Raw genomic sequence first — 20,770 nt, 5'->3', positions numbered from 1 at the left:
TTACATCGTCAAGAATGGTACACATTCAGCCGTTCAATATACGGGCCATCATTTCAGTTACATCACGCGATAAATTGGGCTTATCTGCGATTCTTTGCAATGCGGCTTTCATCTTTGCCTGACGATCTGTGTCATAACGGCGCCAGGTCTCGAATGCGGTGCACATGCGCGCGGTGGTCTGCGGATTGACCGGATCCAACCGGATCAGCCAGTCTGCCACAAGATCATATCCAGCGCCGCTTGGGTGATGAAAGCCAGCAGCATTTCCCGTTAATGCGCCCAAAGTACTGCGGAACCGGTTGGGGTTTTTCCAGTCAAAATCAGGATGCTGGGTCAGGTGTTCAGTAATCTCGGCCGCCTTTGCCGGGGCGGCATATGAAATCTGCAGGCCAAACCACTTGTCTATGACCAGTCGGTCGGCTTTCCACTGGTGATAAAATGATTGCGTTGCAGTGTCGGACTGATCGATATTCAACAAGCACCCGAATGCCGCCAATTGCTGGGTCATATTGTCAGCAGAATCATATTGCTTTTGCGCCTGCGCACCGCCGTCGGTCAACGAAATTAAGGATAAAACAGTATTGCCCAAGGCCCGTTTTCCCGCCGCTTCGGCATCGGGGGAGTAGGAGCCACCGACATGCATTGCTGCATAGATCCGCGGAAGAGCGTCCTGCATATGCTGTGCCATTGTCTGGCGCAGCGTTTCAAGCGCCTGATAAATCGCCATCGGATCGGGCGTGTGCCCCATGTCAAACAAGGTTTGTGCCAGTTCATCCTGTGTCGGCAGGCGCATAACAAGCGCACGAAAAGCCGGATCAAGGCTATCATCCCGCAAAACCGCCAACAGCGCATCAAGGAATGCTTGATCGGGCGCCGCACCTTTGGTGATCATGTCGATCAGGGTCCTACGGGCCAGCGCGCGACCGGATTCCCATTTGTTGAACGGGTCTGTATCATGGGCCAGAAGGAAGGCAGCATTATCGCCAATCCCGTCTGTTTCAAGAATGACCGGGGCAGAAAATCCGCGCAGAATGGATGGAATGGGCTTTGCCCCAAGGCCATCGAAGCTGAAACTTTGTTCGGCCTCAGTCATCTCAAGCACCTGGGTTTCCACGACCTCGCCCCCATCCGGGTTCAGCAGCCCAACCGCGATGGGGATGACAACCGGTTGCTTGGCCTCTTGCCCTGGCGTGGGTGGCGTATTCTGGCGGAAGGTTAGCGTATAGGCACCATTTTCAAATGCCTCACTCACCTTTAACCGCGGTGTTCCGGCCTGCGAATACCAGCGTTTGAATTGGGTCAGATCGCGCCCTGTGGTGTCTTCGAAAACCTTCAGCCAATCTTCGATTGTGCAAGCCTGACCGTCGTGACGGCGGAAATACAGATCAAGCGCTTTGTAGTAATCCTGATCACCCACAAGCGTTTTGAGCATCCGGATAAGCTCGGCCCCTTTTTCATAGACCGTGGCGGTATAGAAATTGTTGATCTCGACAAAGCTTTCGGGCCGCACGGGGTGTGCCAGTGGTCCGTTATCTTCGCGGAATTGACGCCCACGCAACGCCATCACATCGTTGATCCGTGCAACAGCCGCACTGCGTTCATCTGCGGTGAACTGCTGGTCGCGGAAAACGGTCAGACCCTCTTTCAGGCAAAGCTGAAACCAGTCGCGGCAAGTGATCCGATTACCCGTCCAGTTATGGAAATACTCATGGGCAATGATCGCCTCAATCCGTTCATAGTTGGCATCGGTTGAGGTTTCAGGCGATGCCAGCACGGCGGCAGAGTTGAAGATATTCAGCCCCTTGTTTTCCATTGCGCCCATATTGAAGTCGTCCACAGCGACGATGTTAAAGATATCCAGATCATATTCAGCGTTATAGAAATTTTCGTCCCAGACCATGGACCGTTTCAGCGCATCCAGCCCGAAATCGCACTTGTGTTCGTCCCCCGGGCGGACATACAGGTTCAGATCGACCTGCCTGCCGGACCGCGTGGTGAATGTATCGGACTTCGCAATCAGATCGCCCGCAACCAGCGCAAACAGATAGGCGGGCTTGGGCCATGGATCGTGCCATTCTGCCCAACCTTCGCCCTGCGCCACTGCGTTGCCGTTCGACAATAGTACCGGCAGGTTGCCTTCAATGCGTACAGTGAATACGGCCATCACATCGGGGCGATCGGGGTAATAGGTGATCTTGCGAAACCCTTCGGCCTCACACTGGGTGCAATACATACCGCGCGACATATAAAGACCTTCAAGTGCGGTGTTGGTGGCGGGGCTGATTTCAACCTCGGCCTCCCAGATGAATGGTGCGTTGGGTACATCCAGCTTTAGACTGTCGCCTGTCAGATTGGTCTGAACATCCTGACCGTCGACTTTGGCCCAGATCAGCTTCAGATGTTCGCCGTGCAGCATAAAATCCTGTGATGTCGCATCAGGGTTCGGACGAAATTCGATCCGGCTGATGACGCGCGTCGCATTCGGATCAAGACGAAAGGTCAGATGAACCGCATCCACCAGAAAAGCAGGTGGCGTGTAGTCAGCAAGATAAATCGTCTGAGGCGTATCGGTGCGCATCTTGGCCCTTTCTATTTCAATCCTGACACCATGCTGACAGAACGCTGTCAGCAGGCCTGTGCCATTGATGTGTCACGTTATAACTTAAGGAGCAATTGATGACATTCCATCCTGATCATTTTACAGTCTGGATCGAAATTCCGGTGACTGACATGGCGCGTGCGACCAAATTTTACGAAGATGTCCTGTTAACCAAACTGCGGTTGGATGAAACGGGGCCAAACCCAGTGGCGTTTTTCGTGACAAAAGAAGATGACAAAGGCATTGCGGGCCATCTTTATCCTGGTAAGCCCGCGCCTAGGGGCACAGGGTCAACGGTTCACCTGATAACGCCAGATACACTGGAAGATACCATGAAGCGCGTAAAAAAAGCAGGTGGGCAGGTTTTATCCCCTGCTATTCCCATACCTAGTGGACGCTTTTTCTATATCGAAGATCTAGACGGCAATTCTGTCGGTTTCTTTGAGGTCACCTGATGCGCCGCGCCGACCGTCTTTTCAGGATTGTTCAGGATCTACGTGGCGGTCGGCTGATCACGGCTGAAAAATTATCAGAATTGCACGAGGTTTCGACCCGCACGATTTACCGCGACATTGTTGATCTGCAAGCCAGCGGCGTTCCGATTATAGGCGAAGCGGGTGTGGGATACGTGATGCAGGGCGGCTTTGATCTGCCGCCTTTGATGTTTTCACAAGACGAGATTACAGCACTTGTCGCCGGTGCCCGACTGGTTAAGGCATGGGGTGGCGTGTCTATGGCGTGCGCGGCCCAAGAAGCCCTGATCAAGATCGAAGCTGTTTTGCCCGATGAGGGACGCCACAGACTGAAACACGTCCAGATCCATGCAATCGCCCCAGAGATGAACCCTGAACTGCGCGACAGGATTGATCAGATTGAAGCCGCTATCGAACAGCTTGAACGACTGGAAATAACTTATGCCGATGCGGATGGCGTTGGGTCAACCCGGTGTATACGGCCCTTGGGTCTTTGGTTCTGGGGCAAGGTCTGGACGTTGGTGGCCTGGTGCGAGTTGCGCGAAGATTTTCGAATGTTTCGGGTGGATCGCATTTACACCACCAAACCAATGGGAATCTTCCGCGCCGAACGGAATAAATCCTTGATCGCATTTTACCACCACATGGAGTGCGATGATCTGCAACCATAAAAATAATGAACTTTTTCAGATTTCATGCGTTTTGGGATCGAATGTGATTTAAATCATCCAAAGGAGGCATAGTATGTCTGCGCCAAATACGAATATTGAAAAGCAAGAAAAAAGACACAGCGGATCCCTGATCGGTATCGCTGTTGTCGTCGTTTTTGCCCTTATATTACTGGCTGCGCTTTTGGGCTGGACCTTTTATTCCGGTCAAGAAGCATCACTGGCCGGTATAGAATAACTGTCTAATTCTATACCTTTTCTTCATCATCTGAAGAAAAGGCAGCCCAGATGAAGTAAATTGCGGCCGCAGCACCAAGACCCATCAGCAGCAGACCGGCATTCGTCATGCCCAATTTGCTGATAAGCCAGTCCTGAACCTGCAAAAACATCTGTGCTTTGCGATTGCCACTAAAAGCTGGCGTGCCTGAAAACAGCATAAATCCCAGATACCCAAGTGCGCCACCAAGTGTGACTGCACCGATAAGACTATAAATACGTTCCATTCCACCGTCCCTGATATTTTCGCAGTGGGTAACAAATATGAATAATACTGCCCAGCGGCATCTAAATAACTTCGGTACGAACGTGATATTTTTGCTGTGATGGATGACATCATTTTCAAGCGGGTTATCTGTGGGTCATGACAACTCTTTTATGGTTTAAGCGCGATTTACGGATCTATGATCATCCTGCATTGGCTTCGATCAACGGCGATATTTCCATAATACCACTGTTCGTGGTTGAACCTGAATATTGGCAATTACCTGATACATCAGCCCGGCAGTATCAATTTATTGCTGAAAGCTTGCAGAGCTTGCGCGGCGATTTGGCCCAGCTTGGCGCGCCATTGATTGTGCGGGTTGGGGATGTGCTGGATGTTTTAAATTCATTGCACCATCAACACGAACTGATACATATGGTCAGTCACGAAGAAACCGGTAATTTATGGACATTCCGACGCGACCAGCGTGTTGCGGCTTGGGCACGTCAGAAAAGTATCCAATGGGATGAATACCAGCAATCCGGCGTTGTGCGGCGATTGCCCGGGCGGGATGGCTGGGCTGCAAGACGGGAAAAATTCGTCAGACAACCTTGTGTAAACACCCCGAAAACCCTGAAGGGTATTCCCATTGACGCAGGCGCAATTCCATCGGCCCGCGACCTGGGGTTAGTGACAGACACATTCCCCGAACGCCAACCGGGTGGGCGTGACAGTGCGCTGACATTGCTAGATGGGTTTTTGACCAAACGCGGTTTGACCTATCGCAAAGCGATGTCATCCCCGGTTCAAGGCGAATGGGCTTGTTCCCGATTGTCCCCACATCTGGCCGTTGGAACACTGTCGATGCGCGAAACCGTTCAAGTGGCCAGCGCGCGCAAGATCGAAGTCAAAGGCACACGGGACGGATGGGCTGGATCGCTGAAATCTTTCACAAGCCGTTTGGCCTGGCGCGATCATTTTATGCAAAAGTTGGAAGATGCGCCCAGGATTGAAACCCATTGCCTGCATTCGGCCTATGAAAATCAGCGCCCCAGAACACCGGATGCAACACGACTGCAAGCATGGGAAACGGGCGAAACGGGGCTGCCTTTTGTCGATGCTTGTATGCGCTATCTGAATGCGACAGGCTGGTTGAATTTTCGAATGCGGTCGATGTTGATGGCGGTGGCTTCGTATCACCTGTGGTTGGATTGGCGCAGCAGCGGACCACATCTGGCGCGGATGTTTACCGATTACGAACCCGGCATTCATTGGTCGCAATGTCAGATGCAGGCGGGCACAACAGGCATGAACACGATCCGCATCTATAACCCGGTCAAACAAGGGTATGATCAGGACCCAACAGGTGTCTTTACCCGCCGTTGGGTACCGGAACTGGCGGATGTGCCTGATCAGTTTTTGCAAGAACCCTGGAGATGGGAAAATGCGGCCAAGGTGCTGGGGCGCAAATATCCAAATCCTATTGTCGATGTGAAATCCGCCGCAGCCACTGCCCGCGATAAAGTTTGGGCAGTGCGAAAGGGCGACCATTTCCAAAATGAGGCCGCACAGATTGTTGAAAAACACGCAAGCCGCAAAGACAGCGCGCGGAACTTTGTGGATGACCGTGCACCCAAGCGCAAACCCCGCAAGACCGATGACGCACAACTGAAACTTGACCTATGAAGCAACGCAAAAAATCTGATCTTCCGCAAAAGGTATGTGCGACTTGTGGATTGCCATTCACATGGCGCAAAAAATGGGAAAAGGTCTGGGGTGACGTGCGATATTGCAGTAATCGCTGCAGGCGGGAGCGGGCGAAACCTTCAGTTAAGAAAAACTAAATCGACACCAAAAAAGTTTTGGGTGTGAAAGCATTTGGCTTTGTTGCCTATTACCGCGCTGACACCTAGGTTGCAGTCTAACATGAAAACGGGAGGTGACGATGGTGGATCGGGTTCAGCGGTCAGAGTTGCACATAGACACGCAACTGGCTGATTTTATCGAAAAAGAGGCTTTGCCGGGAACGGGTGTATCAGAGGATCACTTTTGGGCCAGCCTGTCCGATCTTGTGCATGACATGGGGCCAAAGAACCGCGCCTTGCTGGAAAAGCGCGATGAACTTCAAACCAAAATCGACGATTGGCATAAAGCACACAAGGCTAAGCCGTTGGATCAGGCGGCCTATACTGATTTTTTGAAAGAAATCGGTTATTTGCTGCCTGAAGGTCCTGATTTTCAGATCGATACTGCGAATGTTGATCCTGAAATTGCGACAATCGCGGGTGCGCAACTTGTTGTTCCCATTATGAACGCCCGCTATGCTCTGAACGCCGCAAATGCACGGTGGGGATCGCTTTACGATGCGTTCTACGGCACTGACGCATTGGGTGATCTTCCGAAATCGGGTGGCTATGACACAGAACGCGGGGCACGTGTGATCGCGCGCGCCAAGGCATTTCTGGATCAGGCAGTGCCGTTGACAAATGGTCAATGGGCCAATGTGACCGGCATTGAAACTGGTGCAAAACTTATCCTGACAACAGCAAACGGATCGACACAGCTGAAAAACCCCGATCAATATGTTGGATATGCAACAAGCCAGGGGGACTGGGGCCATGTTCTGTTGCGCAATAACGGTCTGCATATCGAAATTTTGATCAACACCGATAATCAGATTGGCAAAGATGATCCCGCAGGTATCGCGGCCATCAATCTTGAAGCCGCGATGTCAACCATTATGGATTGCGAAGATTCCGTTGCTGCTGTTGATGGCGAAGACAAGGCACTGGCCTATCGAAATTGGCTTGGCCTTATGAAAGGCGACCTGACCGAACAAGTCACAAAGGGCGACAAAACGATCACCCGCAAACTTCACGATGATTTTGAATATGCCGGCCCAGACGGTAAGCCGTTTATGGTTAAATGCCGTTCGCTGATGCTGGTCCGCAATGTGGGGCATCTGATGACCAACCCCGCAATTTTGGATCGTGACGGCAATGAAATCGGCGAAGGTCTGTTGGATGCGATGTGCACGGTCATGATCGCCATGCACGATCTGAAAAAGACAGAAGGGCCGCGCAATTCTGTGACGGGGTCTGTTTATATCGTGAAGCCCAAGATGCACGGCCCCGAAGAAGTGGCCTTTGCTGATCAGATTTTTACCCATGTCGAACAGGCACTTGGCCTGCCCGCTAATACAGTCAAAATCGGGATCATGGACGAAGAACGCCGCACTTCTGTCAATCTGAAAGAATGCATTCGCGCAGCTAAATCCCGTGTGGCTTTCATCAACACCGGCTTTCTGGATCGTACGGGCGATGAAATTCATACCTCAATGGAGGCAGGACCCTTTGTGCGCAAAGGCGAGATGAAATCGACAGCCTGGATTGCATCATACGAGGATCGCAACGTCGATATTGGGCTGGAATGCGGACTGCAAGGCAAGGCGCAGATCGGCAAGGGAATGTGGGCGATGCCGGACCTGATGGCCGATATGCTGGACGCCAAGATCGGCCATCCGAAAGCGGGTGCAAATTGTGCCTGGGTGCCAAGCCCGACAGCGGCCACTCTGCATGCCATGCATTATCATCAAATTGATGTTTTTGCCCGTCAGGATGAAATCAAGGCACAGGGTCGTCGAGGCACACTGGAAGACTTGCTGACCATTCCTGTGATGGACGGTGAAAACCTAAGTGACGCCGATATCGCCGCCGAGATTGAAAACAACGCCCAAGGCATTCTGGGCTATGTCGTGCGTTGGGTTGATCATGGTGTTGGCTGTTCCAAAGTGCCCGATATCAATGATGTGGGCTTGATGGAGGATCGTGCGACCTGCCGTATCAGTAGCCAGGCGCTTACCAACTGGTTGCATCACGGCGTGGTCAGCGAAGATCAGGTGATGACAGCGATGAAGAAAATGGCGGCCGTTGTGGATCGCCAGAATGCAGATGATGCAACATATACTGCAATGGCGCCCGGCTTTGACGGGATTGCGTTCAAAGCTGCTTGTGATCTGGTGTTCAAAGGGCGCGAACAGCCATCCGGATACACAGAACCCGTTCTGCACGCCCGCAGACTAGAACTTAAAGCACAATAAAGGGACAGACATGGCCGAAATTTCATTAAGACGCGCGAAAAGTATTATCCGGGCAACGCTTGCAGAAGGACGCGAAATGGATCTGAAACCGCTGTCCGTCATTGTTCTGGATGCTGGCGGTCACGTCAAAGCGTTTGAACGCGAAGATGGTGCCAGCCCAGGGCGTTTCGCGATCGCACATGGTAAAGCCTATGGTGCTGTTATGCTGGGCATGTCTGGCGGTGCGCAAATGGCACGGGCTGAACAGCAGGCATATTTTATGGCTGCGGTGAATGGCGTCTTTGGGGGCCAAGTAATCCCTGTGCCGGGTGGCATTTTGGTTAAGGATAAGAAGGGCGATGTCATCGGCGCAGTCGGCATCACTGGCGATACATCTGATAATGATGCAATCGCAGGCATGGCTGGTATTGAAAGCGTGGGACTGACCGGCGACGCTTGATGTGCGTCCAAGCACAGCCTTATCACGGCCAATGGGGACTTTTTTGATCCGTCTTTACGCTATATAAAGGCATATGGATACAAGAGGACCCCATGGCACGCCCAATCGTCGGTATTATCGGCAACAGCTATTTGATCAATGATCAGTACCCCGCGCATGCGGGCGGTACGATGAATTCTGAAGCTGTTAGCCAAGTCTCAAATGCAGTTCCGATGGTCATACCGTCAGATCCGGCGTTGGTCAGTGTCGCCGAATTACTTGAAATTTGCGACGGCTTTTTGCTGACTGGCGGGCGACCCAATGTGCATCCCAATGAATATGGCGAAGCCGAAACCGAAGCCCACGGCGCCTTTGATCGTGCGCGCGATGCGATTACATTGCCACTAATCCGTGCTTGCGTTGAACGCGGGCAGCCCTTTTTAGGTGTCTGTCGCGGCTTTCAAGAGGTCAACGTTGCCATGGGTGGCACACTTTACCCCGAAATTCGCGATCTGCCGGGGCGCGACAATCACCGCATGCCGCCTGATGGCACTTTGGAAGAAAAATTCGCACTGCGCCACAAAGTCAGATTTTCAGAAAACGGCGTGTTTCATCGTTTGATGGGTTCGCAAGAGGTTATGACAAATACCTTGCATGGCCAGGGCATCAAGTCGCCAGGACAAGGTGTGGTTGTTGATGGCCATGCACCTGACGGCACACCAGAAGCTGTCTATATCGAAAATGCCTTAGGTTTTACCCTTTCAGTGCAATGGCATCCGGAATGGAATGCCTGCAATGATCCTGTCTCACGACCCTTGTTCCAAGCGTTTGGCGATGCGGTTTATGCCTGGGCTGCAGGTCAAGATACGCCGATCCGCAAACGCGCATGACAACAGTTTACAATTTTTCATACTTCGCCAATTGCATGTTGTCCCCAAGTTTGGTTTGAATCAGTGGATTCGCGCCTTGGGGGGTAAGAATTTGACAAATGTGGAAGTAATTTACGTGCCAGGCCATGGCACAGCTCAGCATGCGCAGGCTGTGTGTGATGGTGCCGCACAGGCAGCCAATGCCAACGTGCTGCGCATTCCGGAAAACGGTGAAATCACCGATGATATTTGGAATGCGCTTGATGCAGCAGACGCGATTTTGTTTGGCAGTCCCGCCGATCAGGATGATGCGCCCTGGCAAATACGCAAGCTTGCCGCTGAAAGTGCAAAGCGTTGGTCCCAAGACTGGCAAGACAAGATCGCTGGTGGTTTTGCTGTGCGCGATCGCACCAAAGGGGATGCCATGCAGTACTTTAATCAGATGGCAGTACAGCATGACATGACTTGGGTGTCACTAGGTGAACCGGATAGAAATACGCTTTTGACAGCACGTCTTTACGGAAAACGTGTTGCCGAACTGGCCGAGATGATGAACTAGCAAAAGCGGCACTAGCGCTGGATGCTTTCCAAATAGCTGACGATATCGACCATCATTTCACTGGTCAAAATGGGCGTGCCATCTTCGGCATCCATGGCCGCACTTTTACCATCCAGCATATATCCAAACATCGGCATGGGGCCACCATGCGACATGATAGGATCACGTCCATCAATACGGAACACAACACGGACGCGCGGAAAAACCCCTTCGTTATTGGCATTCAGTTGTGTCAGATCAGGGGGCTGAGTCGTCAAAGCACCCGTCATAGGGCCGTCACCACGCGCAGATACACCATGACAGGTTGCGCAATTTTGCAAGAAAATCTGACGGCCTTCATCAATATTCTGGGCCAAAACCGGCATAGCAGAAAGTACGAATGTGACTACAAATCGGGTGAACATATTGCCTCCATTCTGTCAGTGTCAAAGACATGTTAGACCGGTATGTTAATGTTGACTTTGATCTTAGTCAGTTTGGGGAAATAAAGGATAAGCCATGCCGATCTATGCCATCACGATGCTTGCCGCAGGGATCGGCATTCCGGTTCTTGCAGCCCTGAATGCAGCCCTTGGGACGCGGATCGGATCACCGGCTGCAGCCGCATTTATATTATTTGTCGTCGCACTTTGCGTAACGGCGATTGTAACCATTATTACCGGACCACAAGCCGTGACAAAGATCATATCAGCGCCAAAGTATCTTTTGCTGGCCGGTGTTTTGATTGCATTTTACGTATTAACCATCACCTATATCGCCCCGCATTTTGGGGTCGGCAATGCCGTGTTCTTTGTTTTGCTGGGTCAGTTGATTTCGGCGGCTGCCATAGACCATTTTGGTCTATTTACAGCAGTCCAGACACAATTAAGCGCCACACGTGCAGCCGGAATTGCACTTATGGCGCTTGGTGTTTTCATAACGCAAAAAGCGTAGAGATTATTCTTCTTCTAGCGCTTCAACTGCTTTTTGAAGATCGTCTTTGCTGACTTCTTTTTCGCTGACTTTTGCCAGTTCAAAGATATAGTCGATCACTTTGTCTTCGAACAACGGCGCACGTAGCTGTTGCTGCATTTGCGCATTTTGCTGCACGAATTCAAAAAACTGGCGTTCTTGGCCCGGGTATTGACGCGCCTGATTCATAATCGCTTGCGTCATTTCCGCGTCAGACACCTGAACTTCGGCCTTCTGCCCAAGCTCTGCTAACAGCAAGCCCAGTTTCACGCGACGATCTGCCAATTTCTTATGTTCATCCGTCGTTTCAATTTCGGGATGATCGTGACCTTCGACGTCGGGGTTATCTTCGTGCCATAGTTGGTGCGCAATTTGACCAGCTTCTGCATCAACCAACGAAGGTGGCAGTTCAAAACTGACTTTTTTGTCCAACGCGTCCAGCAAAGATCGCTTCATCACAGCGCGGGCAGCGCCGGCAAATTCAGCTTCAAGCCGTTCACCAATTTGAGCTTTTAGACCAGCAAGGTCCTCTGCACCAAATTTCTTGGCCAGTTCGTCATTGATTTCAGCCGCTTTCGGAGCTTTGACGGCTTTGACTTTACAAGTGAAAACAGCGTCTTTGCCCGCTAGATTGGCGGCACCGTATTCTTCGGGGAAAGTAACTTTAACTTCGACCTCGTCATCAACTTTTGCGCCGACAAGCTGATCTTCAAAACCAGGAATAAAGCTGTTTGATCCCAAAACAAGCGGATAGTCATCAGCAGCACCACCTTCAAAGGCTTCGCCGTCGACTTTACCAAGGAAATCGATCACAATCTGATCACCATCCTTCGCTTTTGATCCTTTTTTGCGATCATCAAAGTCTTGGGCCGTTTCAGCCAGATTTTTCAATGCTTCATCAACTTCAGCATCGTCTGCCTTAACCACAAGTTTTTCCAGTTTGATCGATTTCATATCGACCTCAGGAATTTCAGGCAGGGCTTCATAGCTTAAATCGACGTGGATATCTTCGCCTTCTTTCCAGTCCTCATTGGTCATTTTGACCTCGGGCTGCATGGCGGGGCGATCACCGCTGTCTTCAAAATGCTTGGTCATCGCGCCGTCGATGGTTTCCTGCATGGCTTCACCCAACAAGCGTTGTCCAAACTGCTTTTTCAGCAGCGCCATGGGCACCTTACCCTTGCGAAAGCCCTTCATCTCGACATCAGGCTGCGCCTCGACCAGCTTTTCATTGACTTTCTCGTCAAGCTCGCCCGCGGTGACGACTATGGAATAGCCACGCTTGAGGCCGTCGTTCAGGGTCTCGGTGACCTGCATTCTATTATCCTTCTCACATTAATTTGGTGCGGGTGGAGGGACTTGAACCCCCACGCCTTGCGGCGCTAGAACCTAAATCTAGTGCGTCTACCAATTTCGCCACACCCGCAAAACCAACAAGGCAGCCCCGATTCTTGCGCGAAGCGCAGGGCCACCCCGATTTCCGGCGTCTCTAGCAAAGGTTTTTACCAGATGCGAGAGAAAAATCATGTAAATCTGTTCGAATTACATCCCAAGGCTGCGAAAAACGCCAGGTAACTGTTCGGGCAGGTCTTCGGCGATCAATCCTGGGCCGAATTGAAGCGCACATTCTACATGCAGCCAAGCGGCGGTTTCGGCGGCTTGCATGGGTTGAAAACCACGGGCCAACAACCCTGTAATAAAACCCGCAAGCACGTCGCCCGACCCGGCGGTGGCCAGCCATGGGGCGGCGCGTTCATATTGCGCCGAGTTGATCGAGGCGCTGCCGTCAGGACTGGCGATCACGGTATCTGGGCCTTTGAACAAAATTGTGCAACCCGCACGCTTGGCCGCGTCGCGTGTGGCATTGACCTTGGAATAGGCGGGGCCGGTGGTTGCGGGCGCGTTGAGCTTTTCAGCTATGTCAGGGAAAAGGCGGGCGAATTCACCGGCGTGGGGTGTTAGAACGCAGTTTTTATGAAGCAGGTCGAAAAGGTCAGGATTCTGCGACAGGATGGTTAGCGCATCGGCGTCAAGAACTGTGGCGCGACCGCTTTTCAAAGCTGCCGAAACAAGGCGTCGGGTGTCATCGCTAATCCCAAGACCCGGACCGATGCAAAGGGCGTTAAGGCGGTCGTCTTTCAGGATTTTGGTCAGCGCCGTGCCATCGGCCACGGGCTTTAGCATGATAGCCGTCAGCTGAGTGGCGTTTTCGACCAAAGCATCCGGCGGACAGCCAACAGTCACCAACCCGGCACCGATCCGCAGCGCCCCCCGCGCCGCCAACCGCGCCGCACCGGTTTGACCGGATGGGCCCGACAGGACCAGGGCGTGACCGTGGCCATATTTGTGAGTACGCTGAGATTTTTGAAGGCCGTCTTCAAAGAAACCCTTCAAATCCAGCTCTAAATTCCATTCGTCGAATAAGTTGACAATAGGATCATCGCGCAAATTACCAGCGGAAAGATCCAGATCTACGATCTTCAGTTTTTCGACATCGTAATGATCTTGACCCAGATAATGCCCAACCTTAGCGAATCCGAAAGTCACCACCAGTTTGCTGAAAAAACAGTCAGACTTGATCGGAAAGCCGCTGTCAGCACAAAGCCCTGATTGGATATCCACGGCGACGCTATATTCATAGCATAAATCGTGCCATTCGCGTCTTACAGCGAGCAGATCATCGTCGAAACCACGTGTAAAACCGGTTCCGAAAAGTGCGTCTATATAAACAGTTGTTGGTCCACGGTTATCATCCATAGAGTCCGGGTGATAATCTGCTTTACTCAAAGCCCGTTCAACGGACGCTGCAAACGCGTCTTTCGTAAGCGCTGCGACCTGCCCTAACTCACCCCACCGCTCATAATTCACCCGCGCATCCGGCGGTAATTTCTCAGGATCACCGTACAGAAAAACCTCGACCTCCCATCCCCATTCCTTCAGCAGTCGTGCCACGACAAAACCATCGCCGCCGTTATTGCCGGGGCCGCACAGAACAACTGTGCGGTGGGATGTCTTTGCCAGTTCGGGCCATTCTTCGAAAACCGCGTCGAAAACACCGCGGCCTGCGCGCTCCATCAGCTCAAGGCCTGTGACGTCCCCGCTTTTTATCGCGGCTTGTTCGATGGCGCGCATTTGGGCAGATGTCACCAGTTCAATCATTCCATATCCTTTAAGCGATTCAAGTAAGATTAATTAATAAGCATATTGCCTATTTTTCAGGCGACACCAAAGGTTTCCCCTTATACCACACCATCAGTCTACCTTAGCCAATTGTCGCAGGTCGGGGAAAGTGATCTCACGACTGACACACACAAAAGGGCACAGGAGTCGCACCCATGAAAAAGATCGAGGCGATCATCAAACCCTTCAAGCTGGACGAAGTGAAAGAAGCACTGCAGGAAATTGGCGTGCAAGGTCTTTCCGTCGTCGAAGTCAAGGGATTTGGGCGCCAAAAGGGACACACCGAACTGTATCGCGGTGCTGAATATGTGGTCGACTTTTTGCCCAAAGTTAAAATCGAAGTTGTTTTGGCCGACGATCAACTTGACGGCGCAATTGACGCCATCGTCGAGGCCGCAAAGACCGACAAGATCGGTGACGGCAAGATTTTCGTATCTACGATTGAGCAAGCCATCCGGATTCGCACGGGTGAAACTGGCGACGACGCACTTTAAGTATCAATAACACCGGGGCTAGGCCCTAAAACTATACGTCTAACGAGAGGGAAGACTGTCACAATGAGCAACGCTGACGTTCTTAAAATGATCAAAGATGAGGATGTTGAATATGTCGACATCCGGTTCACAGACCCACGCGGCAAGCTGCAGCACGTGACGGTCATGGCCGATCAGGTGGATGAAGATTTTCTGGAAGAGGGCTTTATGTTTGACGGCTCGTCTATCGCTGGCTGGAAATCAATTGACCAGTCCGATATGAAGCTGATGCCAGATACAGACAGCGCTTATCTGGATCCGTTTTATGCGGAAAAAACCGTTTGTATTCATTGCTCAATTGTTGAGCCTGATACCGGCGAGGCTTATGAGCGTGATCCACGTAGCACTGCTGAAAAAGCTGAATCGTATCTGAAATCATCAGGTATAGGTGACACGGCTTATTTCGGACCCGAGGCGGAATTCTTTCTGTTCGATGACGTACGTTTTTCGGTTGAGATGAACAAAGTGTCCTATGAAGTGGATGCACTAGATGCATCATGGAACAGTGATACTGAATATGAAATGGGCAATATGGGCCATCGTCCTGGTATCAAGGGCGGCTATTTCCCCGTGAACCCAATTGATGACGGTCAGGATATTCGATCTGAAATGCTGTCAACAATGAAGAACATCGGGATGAAGGTCGACAAGCATCACCACGAAGTTGCCAGCTGTCAACATGAGCTTGGTTTGATCTTCGATAGCCTAACTAAACAGGCTGACGAATTGCAGAAATATAAATATGTGATCCACAATGTGGCGCAGGCTTATGGCAAATCGGCAACTTTTATGCCCAAGCCGATTGCCGGTGATAACGGTACTGGCATGCATGTGAACATGTCGATCTGGAAAGATGGCAAGCCTCTGTTTGCAGGCGATCAATACGCAGACCTTAGCCAAGAAGCACTATATTTCATTGGTGGTATCCTGAAGCATGCAAAAGCTTTGAATGCGTTCACGAACCCATCAACAAACAGCTACAAACGTTTGATTCCAGGGTTCGAAGCCCCTGTTCTGCGTGCCTATTCTGCGCGTAACCGGTCAGGTTGCGTACGTATTCCATGGGCTGAATCGCCCAAGGCAAAACGTGTCGAAGCCCGTTTCCCTGATCCTTCGGCAAACCCTTATCTGTGTTTTGCAGCCTTGTTGATGGCCGGTCTTGACGGCATCAAGAACAAGATTGATCCGGGCCCATCGTCAGACAAAGACCTGTATGATCTGCCACCAGAAGAACTGGCGGGTATTCCAACGGTTTGTGCATCATTGCGCGAAGCCTTGGAGTCACTGGAAGAAGATCATGACTTCCTTCTCGCAGGTGATGTTTTCACAAAAGATCAGCTAGAAGGTTATATGGGGCTGAAGTGGGAAGAGGTGTACGCCTATGAGCACACGCCGCATCCCATGGAGTTCAAGCTTTATTACAGCTGCTGATCCGGCTGAAACAATTCCGGTGGATTTCCCCCACCAAACAGCAAAAGGGCGCCCATTGGCGCCCTTTACGTTGGGTAGGCTGCCCCATTTCAGGCACAAATGATATTTAAATTCATAGATAGATTCTTCTGGGGGGAAGAGTTTTCTGCCTGTTGTTCGAAAATCTACAAAGATTTTTAAGAATTTTGGACATCAGATAAACATAACCAGTATGTCATTATGGTGATAAACTCATGTCTGATACAGCCCAAAGCCTGCCTGCGACGGAACACAGAAAAAATCGTAAATTCAGAAATATGCTGATCGCATTGACGTGCACAGCACTTTTGATCGGAAGTTTTTATCTGAGTGATCGGTCATTCGTAACCGAAGCATCAATCATACCATTTTCCGCCCCAATGACCGTGGAAATAGAACAGCTTTGATTGGTGTAATTGGGACCTTATATTCAGTCCTGTAAATTCACTTCATAAATATAAAACTTAGGATCAGTCTATAACTGACAATCCTTACAAATGATTCATTAAAACTAACGGCTTTAAATGGTGCCCCGTGGTGGAATTGAACCACCGGCTGATCATTACCAATGATCTGCTTTACCATTAAGCGAACGGGGCAGATGTTATGCGGCAGTTCCTACAATCGAGTCAGCAATCCTGCAAGAGTAATATTTTTAGCCCCCATTCAAACAAAGCATAAAAGACTAAATATTTAAGGGTTACATATAAAAATACCCAAGACATCATAATATCCTGGGTACTTGGTTCTTAGTCAATCACAGTAGCAATATCAGAAATCTTCTCCGAAAATCGGACGTGTACCGTTTCGTATTTCTTCCAGTGCAGTATTTGCCAGGTCGTATAATTCTTGACCTGGAAAGCCTTCGGCTTCCATATCTGCAATCCATTGCTGGTGAACAGGTGCCGCGGCACGTTCGCGGAATGCATCAATTTCTGACTGTGGAATTGTGACTTTTTCAACTTCGAAAAGTTCCAGAATCTCGTCCCATTTATAAATCAGGTCCGTATAGTATTCCAGAAAATGCTGAAGTGCTGGTGCGACAGAAGAATCTAGTGCGGCGCGGTGTTCTGGTGACAATGCGTTATAGGCATCGATATTTACCACAATCGGACAGTTCACGCTGCCCGGGTTCAAGTTGCTTGTCCACCAATCTGCTTGGTCAATCGTTTTGAACGAAAAATGTGCGTGCTGTGCAAACGCAACGGCTTCCACATCACCACTTTCCATGGCCTCAAACGTTTCAGTGGCTGTCAAGGAAACTGGTTCTGCGCCCAATGTCGCAAAGGCTTTTCCTATACCGCCGGTTGCACGGATACGTACGTCATCAAACCAACTTAGGTTTTGAAGCTGATTACCGGTACCAACCAGATTATACTGCGGTAGCGGTGTTGCCATCAAAAGTTTTGCGTTCCAATTGGCCAATTCACCCGCCGTTGCCGGATGTTCATAGATCGCATGACTGATCGTCATTTCTTCTTCAAGGGTATTCACGCCCAAGAAAGGCAGTTCAAGAACAGTGATCGTTTTGTTCTTTTCAGCATGATAGCCCGCACAAAACTGAGCCATCTCAAACGCACCTTTGGAAATCCCGTCAAGGTTTTCCCGGTTTTTCGACAATCCACCGTATGAGATGTTGATCATAAACTCGCCGTTTGTCTTTGTTTCAACTAATTCAGCAAGCTTTTCAACATGTTCTGTAAACGCACGGCGGCTGCCCCACAGTGAAACGTTCCACTCAGTCGCCATCGCTTCTGTTGCAAAGCAACATGCAAGTGTAACGGCTAAGCCTTTACCAGACAACAATGCCAATTTACTATTCCGACGCATATTCTGTACCTCTGTGTATCAAGTACTCGTTGTAACTTATCCAGAAATTATGGTGACATAATGAAGTCATATTTCTGTATTTGCACACCGTGTTTCTTTCTTGATGATCTCTTATCATCAATGTTTCCGTTTGACTGAAAATCAACGCACCCAAATTTCGACACGGCGGTTATCCGCGCGACCTTGCTGAGTTTCATTACAACCGACAGGTGCAAGAGGTCCAAAAGACTTTACTTCAACCTGACTTGCCGAAAGTGCGCTTCCGCTTGATGCCAAAATTGCGTCGCGTACTTGTTCCGCCCGCCTGTTGGCAAGCAAAAGGTTAAGATCTTCACGTCCGACACTGTCCGTAAATCCGACAACCATAATTTCACGACCAGCCGCTTCGGCCACCAGATATTCGCCGACACGACCGATATCGTTCACAGCTTTGTTGTCGAGCTGTGACGACCCGGTTCTGAAACGAAATGTCGTGGATAACCGCTGCGCTTCTGCAAGATCATCGGCAAAGTCTTTGACCTTCAGCACCTGATCATTGTTAACCGCTTGCGTCAAAGCCGTCGCGATGCGTGTTCCCTGAAAGTCGATCGGTAGTGCTGTAACTTGCTGATCAACAAATCCACTTGCGCTAATCGCATTGTTAGATGCCTCGGACAGCGCAAAGTTGGTAAAAGCGCTGGCTGATCTGCTTGGGTTTTCACTTGTGTACAAGAATACACGATTTGTCAGCGGATATTCTTCCGCTTTGATGTTGAATGTTGTCGGATAAGCAACCGGACCACAGCTTAGGCGAATTGGAACGACTTGCGTGTCACCTTCTTCGCCGAAACTTGCGATGCTGATCGCGCTGGTGTCTCTGAAAACGACATCCGTTGGACGTTCATTTCTGGAAAGCCGATCTACGCTATTGTTAACCCTTACACGATTAGGGTCGGTAACGCGTGATTTGAACAACTGAAATTCCGGTGTATCATCAGCAGGCAAAACCATGCGGATTGTCTGATTTGCGCCGCCAAGCTGGGACCAGTTTGTTATTTCGCCAGATGCGATTCTGGCCAACTGCTCAAGCGTGACAGATCGAACAATATTATCAGGGTGAACAATTGGCACAATGGCCTCAAGCGCGATAACTTTTTGGCGGTCTGCGTCTGAAAGAATTTCTTCGGCATTGCCACGCAGTCGGCGCGCGATTTGCGGTGTAACTGCAGCCGATGACAATGTGATATCTGACTGGCCATCCAACACATTTTGCAAACCTTGCAAAGCAGGTACAGACTGAACGTCGACCTGACCACTGCTATCACCGCTTTGATTTGTAAAACGCACACGCTCAACACCGCCAGCACCGTTAAGCGATATGTTTGGGTTCAAATTTGCACTTTGGGCAAACCCTTGCATCAATTCGCTTAATAGCTTGGGGGCAAGTTCGCTGGTCGCTACAACAGAAAAATCCATATTCTGGCTAACAGCAGGGCAACCAGGGCCCGAACACGTTACCATTGAAGCTGCGATCTGAACCTGTCCGATCGTTGTTCTGACTTGAAAGACGGATCCGTTGAATGAAACCAGTTCACCCGTAATAGAGAGTGATTGATCATTAGAAACCAGAGTAACTTGTTCAGCTTGGGCTAAACCAGCTACAGAAACAAATACTGAGGATACAAACACATTTTTTAGTATGCTTCGCAACTTCATCTTCTATTCTCCTTGCCCGGTGGCAGATTTTTATCGATTGTATCTGCGCCTGCAATTCCACCGAACTTTGTTTTCATTTGGGCAGCAGTAGGGCGAGAAAAATAAGATTTATGACAGTTTTATGAACACTGACTTGAAAAATAACGTGTTCTTCGATTGATTGATTAGTGGAACTAATTTTCAAACATGCTCAAGTTTCTTTGTTTTAAAGGTTTTTCACAATTATTTTGAAGTATGCGCGAAATATTCATTTAATTAGACTGGGTAAAAAACTGTGTCTAAAGAAGAACTTAATACACTCAATTCCTGTAATTTTATCATTGAAGAGTAGCCAAGAAGACACATCATACCTTAGCGCGGCGATCTTTTTGCCAGGATTCGCTGCAGTGTACGACGATGCATATTCAATCGGCGCGCCGTTTCAGACACGTTGCGATCGCACAACTCATATACGCGCTGGATATGTTCCCAGCGAACACGGTCTGCTGACATAGGGTTTTCCGGGGGCGGTGGCAGTTCATTTTCAGGCGACAAAAGCGCGTTTGTAATATCGTTCGCATCCGCTGGCTTTGATAAATAATCGGTCGCACCAATTTTGACGGCAGCCACAGCTGTCGCGATGGCGCCATATCCGGTCAGAACAACAACACGACAGTCGGGACGTTTACCGCGCAGGACTTCTACGATGTCCAGCCCGTTTCCATCTTCCAGCCGCAGATCAACCACCGCGTATGCAGGTGGGCGTGCTGTGGCGATGGCCCTTCCCGCAGCCACGCTTTCGGCAATCTCGGGTTCGAACCCGCGCTTTTCCATGGCTTTGGCCAAACGCCTGAGAAACGGTTCGTCATCATCAACAAGCAGAAGTGTCTTGTCTTCTCCTAGCTGGTTTACTCTTTGATCCATCATCGCTGTCTATCCTGAATTTCAGTATAGATATAGTGCGGTTGGCCGTCGCGACCAGAGCAT

At 50.3% G+C, this 20,770-nt stretch carries 21 protein-coding genes and 2 tRNA genes; 13 read left to right on the top strand and 10 right to left on the bottom strand.

Going from position 1 to position 20,770, the window contains the following annotated elements; all coding sequences use genetic code 11:
- Positions 1–25: 25 nt before the first annotated feature.
- Positions 26–2,578 (bottom strand): aminopeptidase N, encoded by a 2,553-nt coding sequence (gene pepN / locus HRQ87_RS02310; protein ID WP_174134784.1) that lies wholly within the window; start codon positions 2,576–2,578, stop codon positions 26–28.
- 98 nt (positions 2,579–2,676) lie between these two features.
- On the opposite strand from pepN, the gene HRQ87_RS02305 reads away from it, so the two are divergent.
- The 3 genes from HRQ87_RS02305 to HRQ87_RS02295 all read left to right on the top strand — a co-directional run bounded on the left by HRQ87_RS02305 (position 2,677) and on the right by HRQ87_RS02295 (position 3,978).
- Positions 2,677–3,054 carry a VOC family protein gene (locus tag HRQ87_RS02305; RefSeq protein ID WP_174134782.1) on the top strand — a complete coding sequence of 126 codons (378 nt, stop codon included), beginning with the start codon at positions 2,677–2,679 and terminating at the stop codon, positions 3,052–3,054.
- Entirely contained in the window at positions 3,054–3,743 is a 690-nt protein-coding gene (locus HRQ87_RS02300) for a helix-turn-helix transcriptional regulator (RefSeq protein WP_174134780.1), read from the top strand. The genes HRQ87_RS02305 and HRQ87_RS02300 overlap by 1 nt, the downstream gene beginning before the upstream one ends.
- 73 nt (positions 3,744–3,816) lie before the next feature.
- Complete coding sequence (locus HRQ87_RS02295) at positions 3,817–3,978, top strand: hypothetical protein (RefSeq protein ID WP_174134309.1); 162 nt, start codon at positions 3,817–3,819, stop codon at positions 3,976–3,978.
- Between the two features lie 10 nt (positions 3,979–3,988).
- On the opposite strand, the gene HRQ87_RS02290 is transcribed toward HRQ87_RS02295, so the two are convergent.
- Entirely contained in the window at positions 3,989–4,243 is a 255-nt protein-coding gene (locus HRQ87_RS02290; protein WP_174134778.1) for a hypothetical protein, read from the bottom strand.
- A 137-nt stretch (positions 4,244–4,380) separates the two neighbouring features.
- On the opposite strand from HRQ87_RS02290, the gene HRQ87_RS02285 reads away from it, so the two are divergent.
- The 6 genes from HRQ87_RS02285 (at position 4,381) to HRQ87_RS02260 (ending at position 10,166) form a co-directional block, all read left to right on the top strand.
- Entirely contained in the window at positions 4,381–5,907 is a 1,527-nt protein-coding gene (locus HRQ87_RS02285) for an FAD-binding domain-containing protein (RefSeq protein ID WP_174134776.1), read from the top strand.
- Positions 5,904–6,065: a DUF2256 domain-containing protein gene (locus tag HRQ87_RS02280; RefSeq protein WP_174134774.1), complete on the top strand. Its 162-nt coding sequence runs from the start codon at positions 5,904–5,906 to the stop codon at positions 6,063–6,065. Before HRQ87_RS02285 ends, HRQ87_RS02280 begins: the two co-directional genes overlap by 4 nt.
- 101 nt (positions 6,066–6,166) lie before the next feature.
- Positions 6,167–8,320, top strand: a complete 2,154-nt coding sequence (locus HRQ87_RS02275; RefSeq protein WP_174134772.1) for a malate synthase G — start codon at positions 6,167–6,169, stop codon at positions 8,318–8,320.
- 10 nt (positions 8,321–8,330) lie between these two features.
- Positions 8,331–8,759: a GlcG/HbpS family heme-binding protein gene (locus HRQ87_RS02270; protein WP_174134771.1), complete on the top strand. Its 429-nt coding sequence runs from the start codon at positions 8,331–8,333 to the stop codon at positions 8,757–8,759.
- A gap of 92 nt (positions 8,760–8,851) precedes the next feature.
- Positions 8,852–9,628, top strand: coding sequence for a gamma-glutamyl-gamma-aminobutyrate hydrolase family protein (locus tag HRQ87_RS02265; protein ID WP_174134769.1), 777 nt, complete (start codon positions 8,852–8,854; stop codon positions 9,626–9,628).
- Positions 9,629–9,719: 91 nt separating this feature from the next.
- A complete protein-coding gene (locus tag HRQ87_RS02260) occupies positions 9,720–10,166 on the top strand; it encodes a flavodoxin family protein (protein ID WP_246251638.1) in 447 nt (148 codons plus the stop codon).
- Positions 10,167–10,177: 11 nt separating this feature from the next.
- Here HRQ87_RS02260 and HRQ87_RS02255 read toward each other — a convergent pair whose 3' ends face one another.
- Positions 10,178–10,570, bottom strand: a complete 393-nt coding sequence (locus HRQ87_RS02255) for a c-type cytochrome (RefSeq protein ID WP_174134765.1) — start codon at positions 10,568–10,570, stop codon at positions 10,178–10,180.
- A gap of 94 nt (positions 10,571–10,664) precedes the next feature.
- On the opposite strand from HRQ87_RS02255, the gene HRQ87_RS02250 reads away from it, so the two are divergent.
- Positions 10,665–11,099 carry a DMT family transporter gene (locus HRQ87_RS02250; RefSeq protein WP_174134763.1) on the top strand — a complete coding sequence of 145 codons (435 nt, stop codon included), beginning with the start codon at positions 10,665–10,667 and terminating at the stop codon, positions 11,097–11,099.
- Positions 11,100–11,102: 3 nt separating this feature from the next.
- Here the strand turns inward: HRQ87_RS02250 and tig are convergent, their stop codons facing one another.
- From tig to HRQ87_RS02235, 3 genes are all read right to left on the bottom strand, one after another.
- On the bottom strand, positions 11,103–12,434 hold the full coding sequence (gene tig, locus HRQ87_RS02245; RefSeq protein WP_174134761.1) for a trigger factor: 1,332 nt from the start codon (positions 12,432–12,434) through the stop codon (positions 11,103–11,105).
- 24 nt (positions 12,435–12,458) lie between these two features.
- Positions 12,459–12,543, bottom strand: a tRNA-Leu gene (locus HRQ87_RS02240).
- Positions 12,544–12,659: 116 nt separating this feature from the next.
- Positions 12,660–14,276: an NAD(P)H-hydrate dehydratase gene (locus HRQ87_RS02235; RefSeq protein WP_174134759.1), complete on the bottom strand. Its 1,617-nt coding sequence runs from the start codon at positions 14,274–14,276 to the stop codon at positions 12,660–12,662.
- Positions 14,277–14,452: 176 nt separating this feature from the next.
- Between HRQ87_RS02235 and HRQ87_RS02230 the strand changes: the two genes are divergently transcribed.
- From HRQ87_RS02230 to HRQ87_RS02220, 3 genes are all read left to right on the top strand, one after another.
- A complete protein-coding gene (locus HRQ87_RS02230; protein WP_174134757.1) occupies positions 14,453–14,791 on the top strand; it encodes a P-II family nitrogen regulator in 339 nt (112 codons plus the stop codon).
- Positions 14,792–14,854: 63 nt separating this feature from the next.
- Positions 14,855–16,261, top strand: a complete 1,407-nt coding sequence (gene glnA, locus HRQ87_RS02225; RefSeq protein WP_174134755.1) for a type I glutamate--ammonia ligase — start codon at positions 14,855–14,857, stop codon at positions 16,259–16,261.
- Positions 16,262–16,494: 233 nt separating this feature from the next.
- A complete protein-coding gene (locus tag HRQ87_RS02220) occupies positions 16,495–16,686 on the top strand; it encodes a hypothetical protein (RefSeq protein ID WP_174134754.1) in 192 nt (63 codons plus the stop codon).
- 118 nt (positions 16,687–16,804) lie between these two features.
- Here the strand turns inward: HRQ87_RS02220 and HRQ87_RS02215 are convergent.
- The 4 genes from HRQ87_RS02215 to HRQ87_RS02200 all read right to left on the bottom strand — a co-directional run bounded on the left by HRQ87_RS02215 (position 16,805) and on the right by HRQ87_RS02200 (position 20,710).
- Positions 16,805–16,878, bottom strand: a tRNA-Thr gene (locus HRQ87_RS02215).
- Positions 16,879–17,050: 172 nt separating this feature from the next.
- Positions 17,051–18,109 carry a type 2 periplasmic-binding domain-containing protein gene (locus HRQ87_RS02210; RefSeq protein WP_174134752.1) on the bottom strand — a complete coding sequence of 353 codons (1,059 nt, stop codon included), beginning with the start codon at positions 18,107–18,109 and terminating at the stop codon, positions 17,051–17,053.
- 141 nt (positions 18,110–18,250) lie between these two features.
- Positions 18,251–19,804 carry a phosphate ABC transporter substrate-binding/OmpA family protein gene (locus tag HRQ87_RS02205; protein ID WP_174134751.1) on the bottom strand — a complete coding sequence of 518 codons (1,554 nt, stop codon included), beginning with the start codon at positions 19,802–19,804 and terminating at the stop codon, positions 18,251–18,253.
- Positions 19,805–20,155: 351 nt separating this feature from the next.
- Positions 20,156–20,710 carry an ActR/PrrA/RegA family redox response regulator transcription factor gene (locus HRQ87_RS02200; protein ID WP_174134748.1) on the bottom strand — a complete coding sequence of 185 codons (555 nt, stop codon included), beginning with the start codon at positions 20,708–20,710 and terminating at the stop codon, positions 20,156–20,158.
- Positions 20,711–20,770 lie beyond the last annotated feature (60 nt).

The organism is Parasulfitobacter algicola, from assembly GCF_013315265.1.
Classification (GTDB): Bacteria; Pseudomonadota; Alphaproteobacteria; order Rhodobacterales; family Rhodobacteraceae; genus Parasulfitobacter; species Parasulfitobacter algicola.
Note: the sequence above shows the minus strand (reverse complement) of the source record. Positions and strands in the feature narration are given on the sequence as shown.

Bases quoted from the DNA above. Each gene is read 5' to 3' on its own strand.
- HRQ87_RS02265 (WP_174134769.1), top strand. From the start codon at position 8,852: ATGGCACGCCCAATCGTCGGTATTATCGGCAACAGCTATTTGATCAAT.
- tig (WP_174134761.1), bottom strand. From the start codon at position 12,434: ATGCAGGTCACCGAGACCCTGAACGACGGCCTCAAGCGTGGCTATTCC.
- HRQ87_RS02210 (WP_174134752.1), bottom strand. From the start codon at position 18,109: ATGCGTCGGAATAGTAAATTGGCATTGTTGTCTGGTAAAGGCTTAGCC.
- HRQ87_RS02255 (WP_174134765.1), bottom strand. From the start codon at position 10,570: ATGTTCACCCGATTTGTAGTCACATTCGTACTTTCTGCTATGCCGGTT.
- HRQ87_RS02290 (WP_174134778.1), bottom strand. From the start codon at position 4,243: ATGGAACGTATTTATAGTCTTATCGGTGCAGTCACACTTGGTGGCGCA.
- HRQ87_RS02235 (WP_174134759.1), bottom strand. From the start codon at position 14,276: ATGATTGAACTGGTGACATCTGCCCAAATGCGCGCCATCGAACAAGCC.
- HRQ87_RS02205 (WP_174134751.1), bottom strand. From the start codon at position 19,804: ATGAAGTTGCGAAGCATACTAAAAAATGTGTTTGTATCCTCAGTATTT.
- HRQ87_RS02305 (WP_174134782.1), top strand. From the start codon at position 2,677: ATGACATTCCATCCTGATCATTTTACAGTCTGGATCGAAATTCCGGTG.
- HRQ87_RS02250 (WP_174134763.1), top strand. From the start codon at position 10,665: ATGCCGATCTATGCCATCACGATGCTTGCCGCAGGGATCGGCATTCCG.
- HRQ87_RS02270 (WP_174134771.1), top strand. From the start codon at position 8,331: ATGGCCGAAATTTCATTAAGACGCGCGAAAAGTATTATCCGGGCAACG.
- HRQ87_RS02295 (WP_174134309.1), top strand. From the start codon at position 3,817: ATGTCTGCGCCAAATACGAATATTGAAAAGCAAGAAAAAAGACACAGC.
- glnA (WP_174134755.1), top strand. From the start codon at position 14,855: ATGAGCAACGCTGACGTTCTTAAAATGATCAAAGATGAGGATGTTGAA.
- HRQ87_RS02285 (WP_174134776.1), top strand. From the start codon at position 4,381: ATGACAACTCTTTTATGGTTTAAGCGCGATTTACGGATCTATGATCAT.
- HRQ87_RS02230 (WP_174134757.1), top strand. From the start codon at position 14,453: ATGAAAAAGATCGAGGCGATCATCAAACCCTTCAAGCTGGACGAAGTG.
- HRQ87_RS02200 (WP_174134748.1), bottom strand. From the start codon at position 20,710: ATGATGGATCAAAGAGTAAACCAGCTAGGAGAAGACAAGACACTTCTG.
- HRQ87_RS02280 (WP_174134774.1), top strand. From the start codon at position 5,904: ATGAAGCAACGCAAAAAATCTGATCTTCCGCAAAAGGTATGTGCGACT.
- HRQ87_RS02275 (WP_174134772.1), top strand. From the start codon at position 6,167: ATGGTGGATCGGGTTCAGCGGTCAGAGTTGCACATAGACACGCAACTG.
- HRQ87_RS02300 (WP_174134780.1), top strand. From the start codon at position 3,054: ATGCGCCGCGCCGACCGTCTTTTCAGGATTGTTCAGGATCTACGTGGC.
- HRQ87_RS02220 (WP_174134754.1), top strand. From the start codon at position 16,495: ATGTCTGATACAGCCCAAAGCCTGCCTGCGACGGAACACAGAAAAAAT.
- pepN (WP_174134784.1), bottom strand. From the start codon at position 2,578: ATGCGCACCGATACGCCTCAGACGATTTATCTTGCTGACTACACGCCA.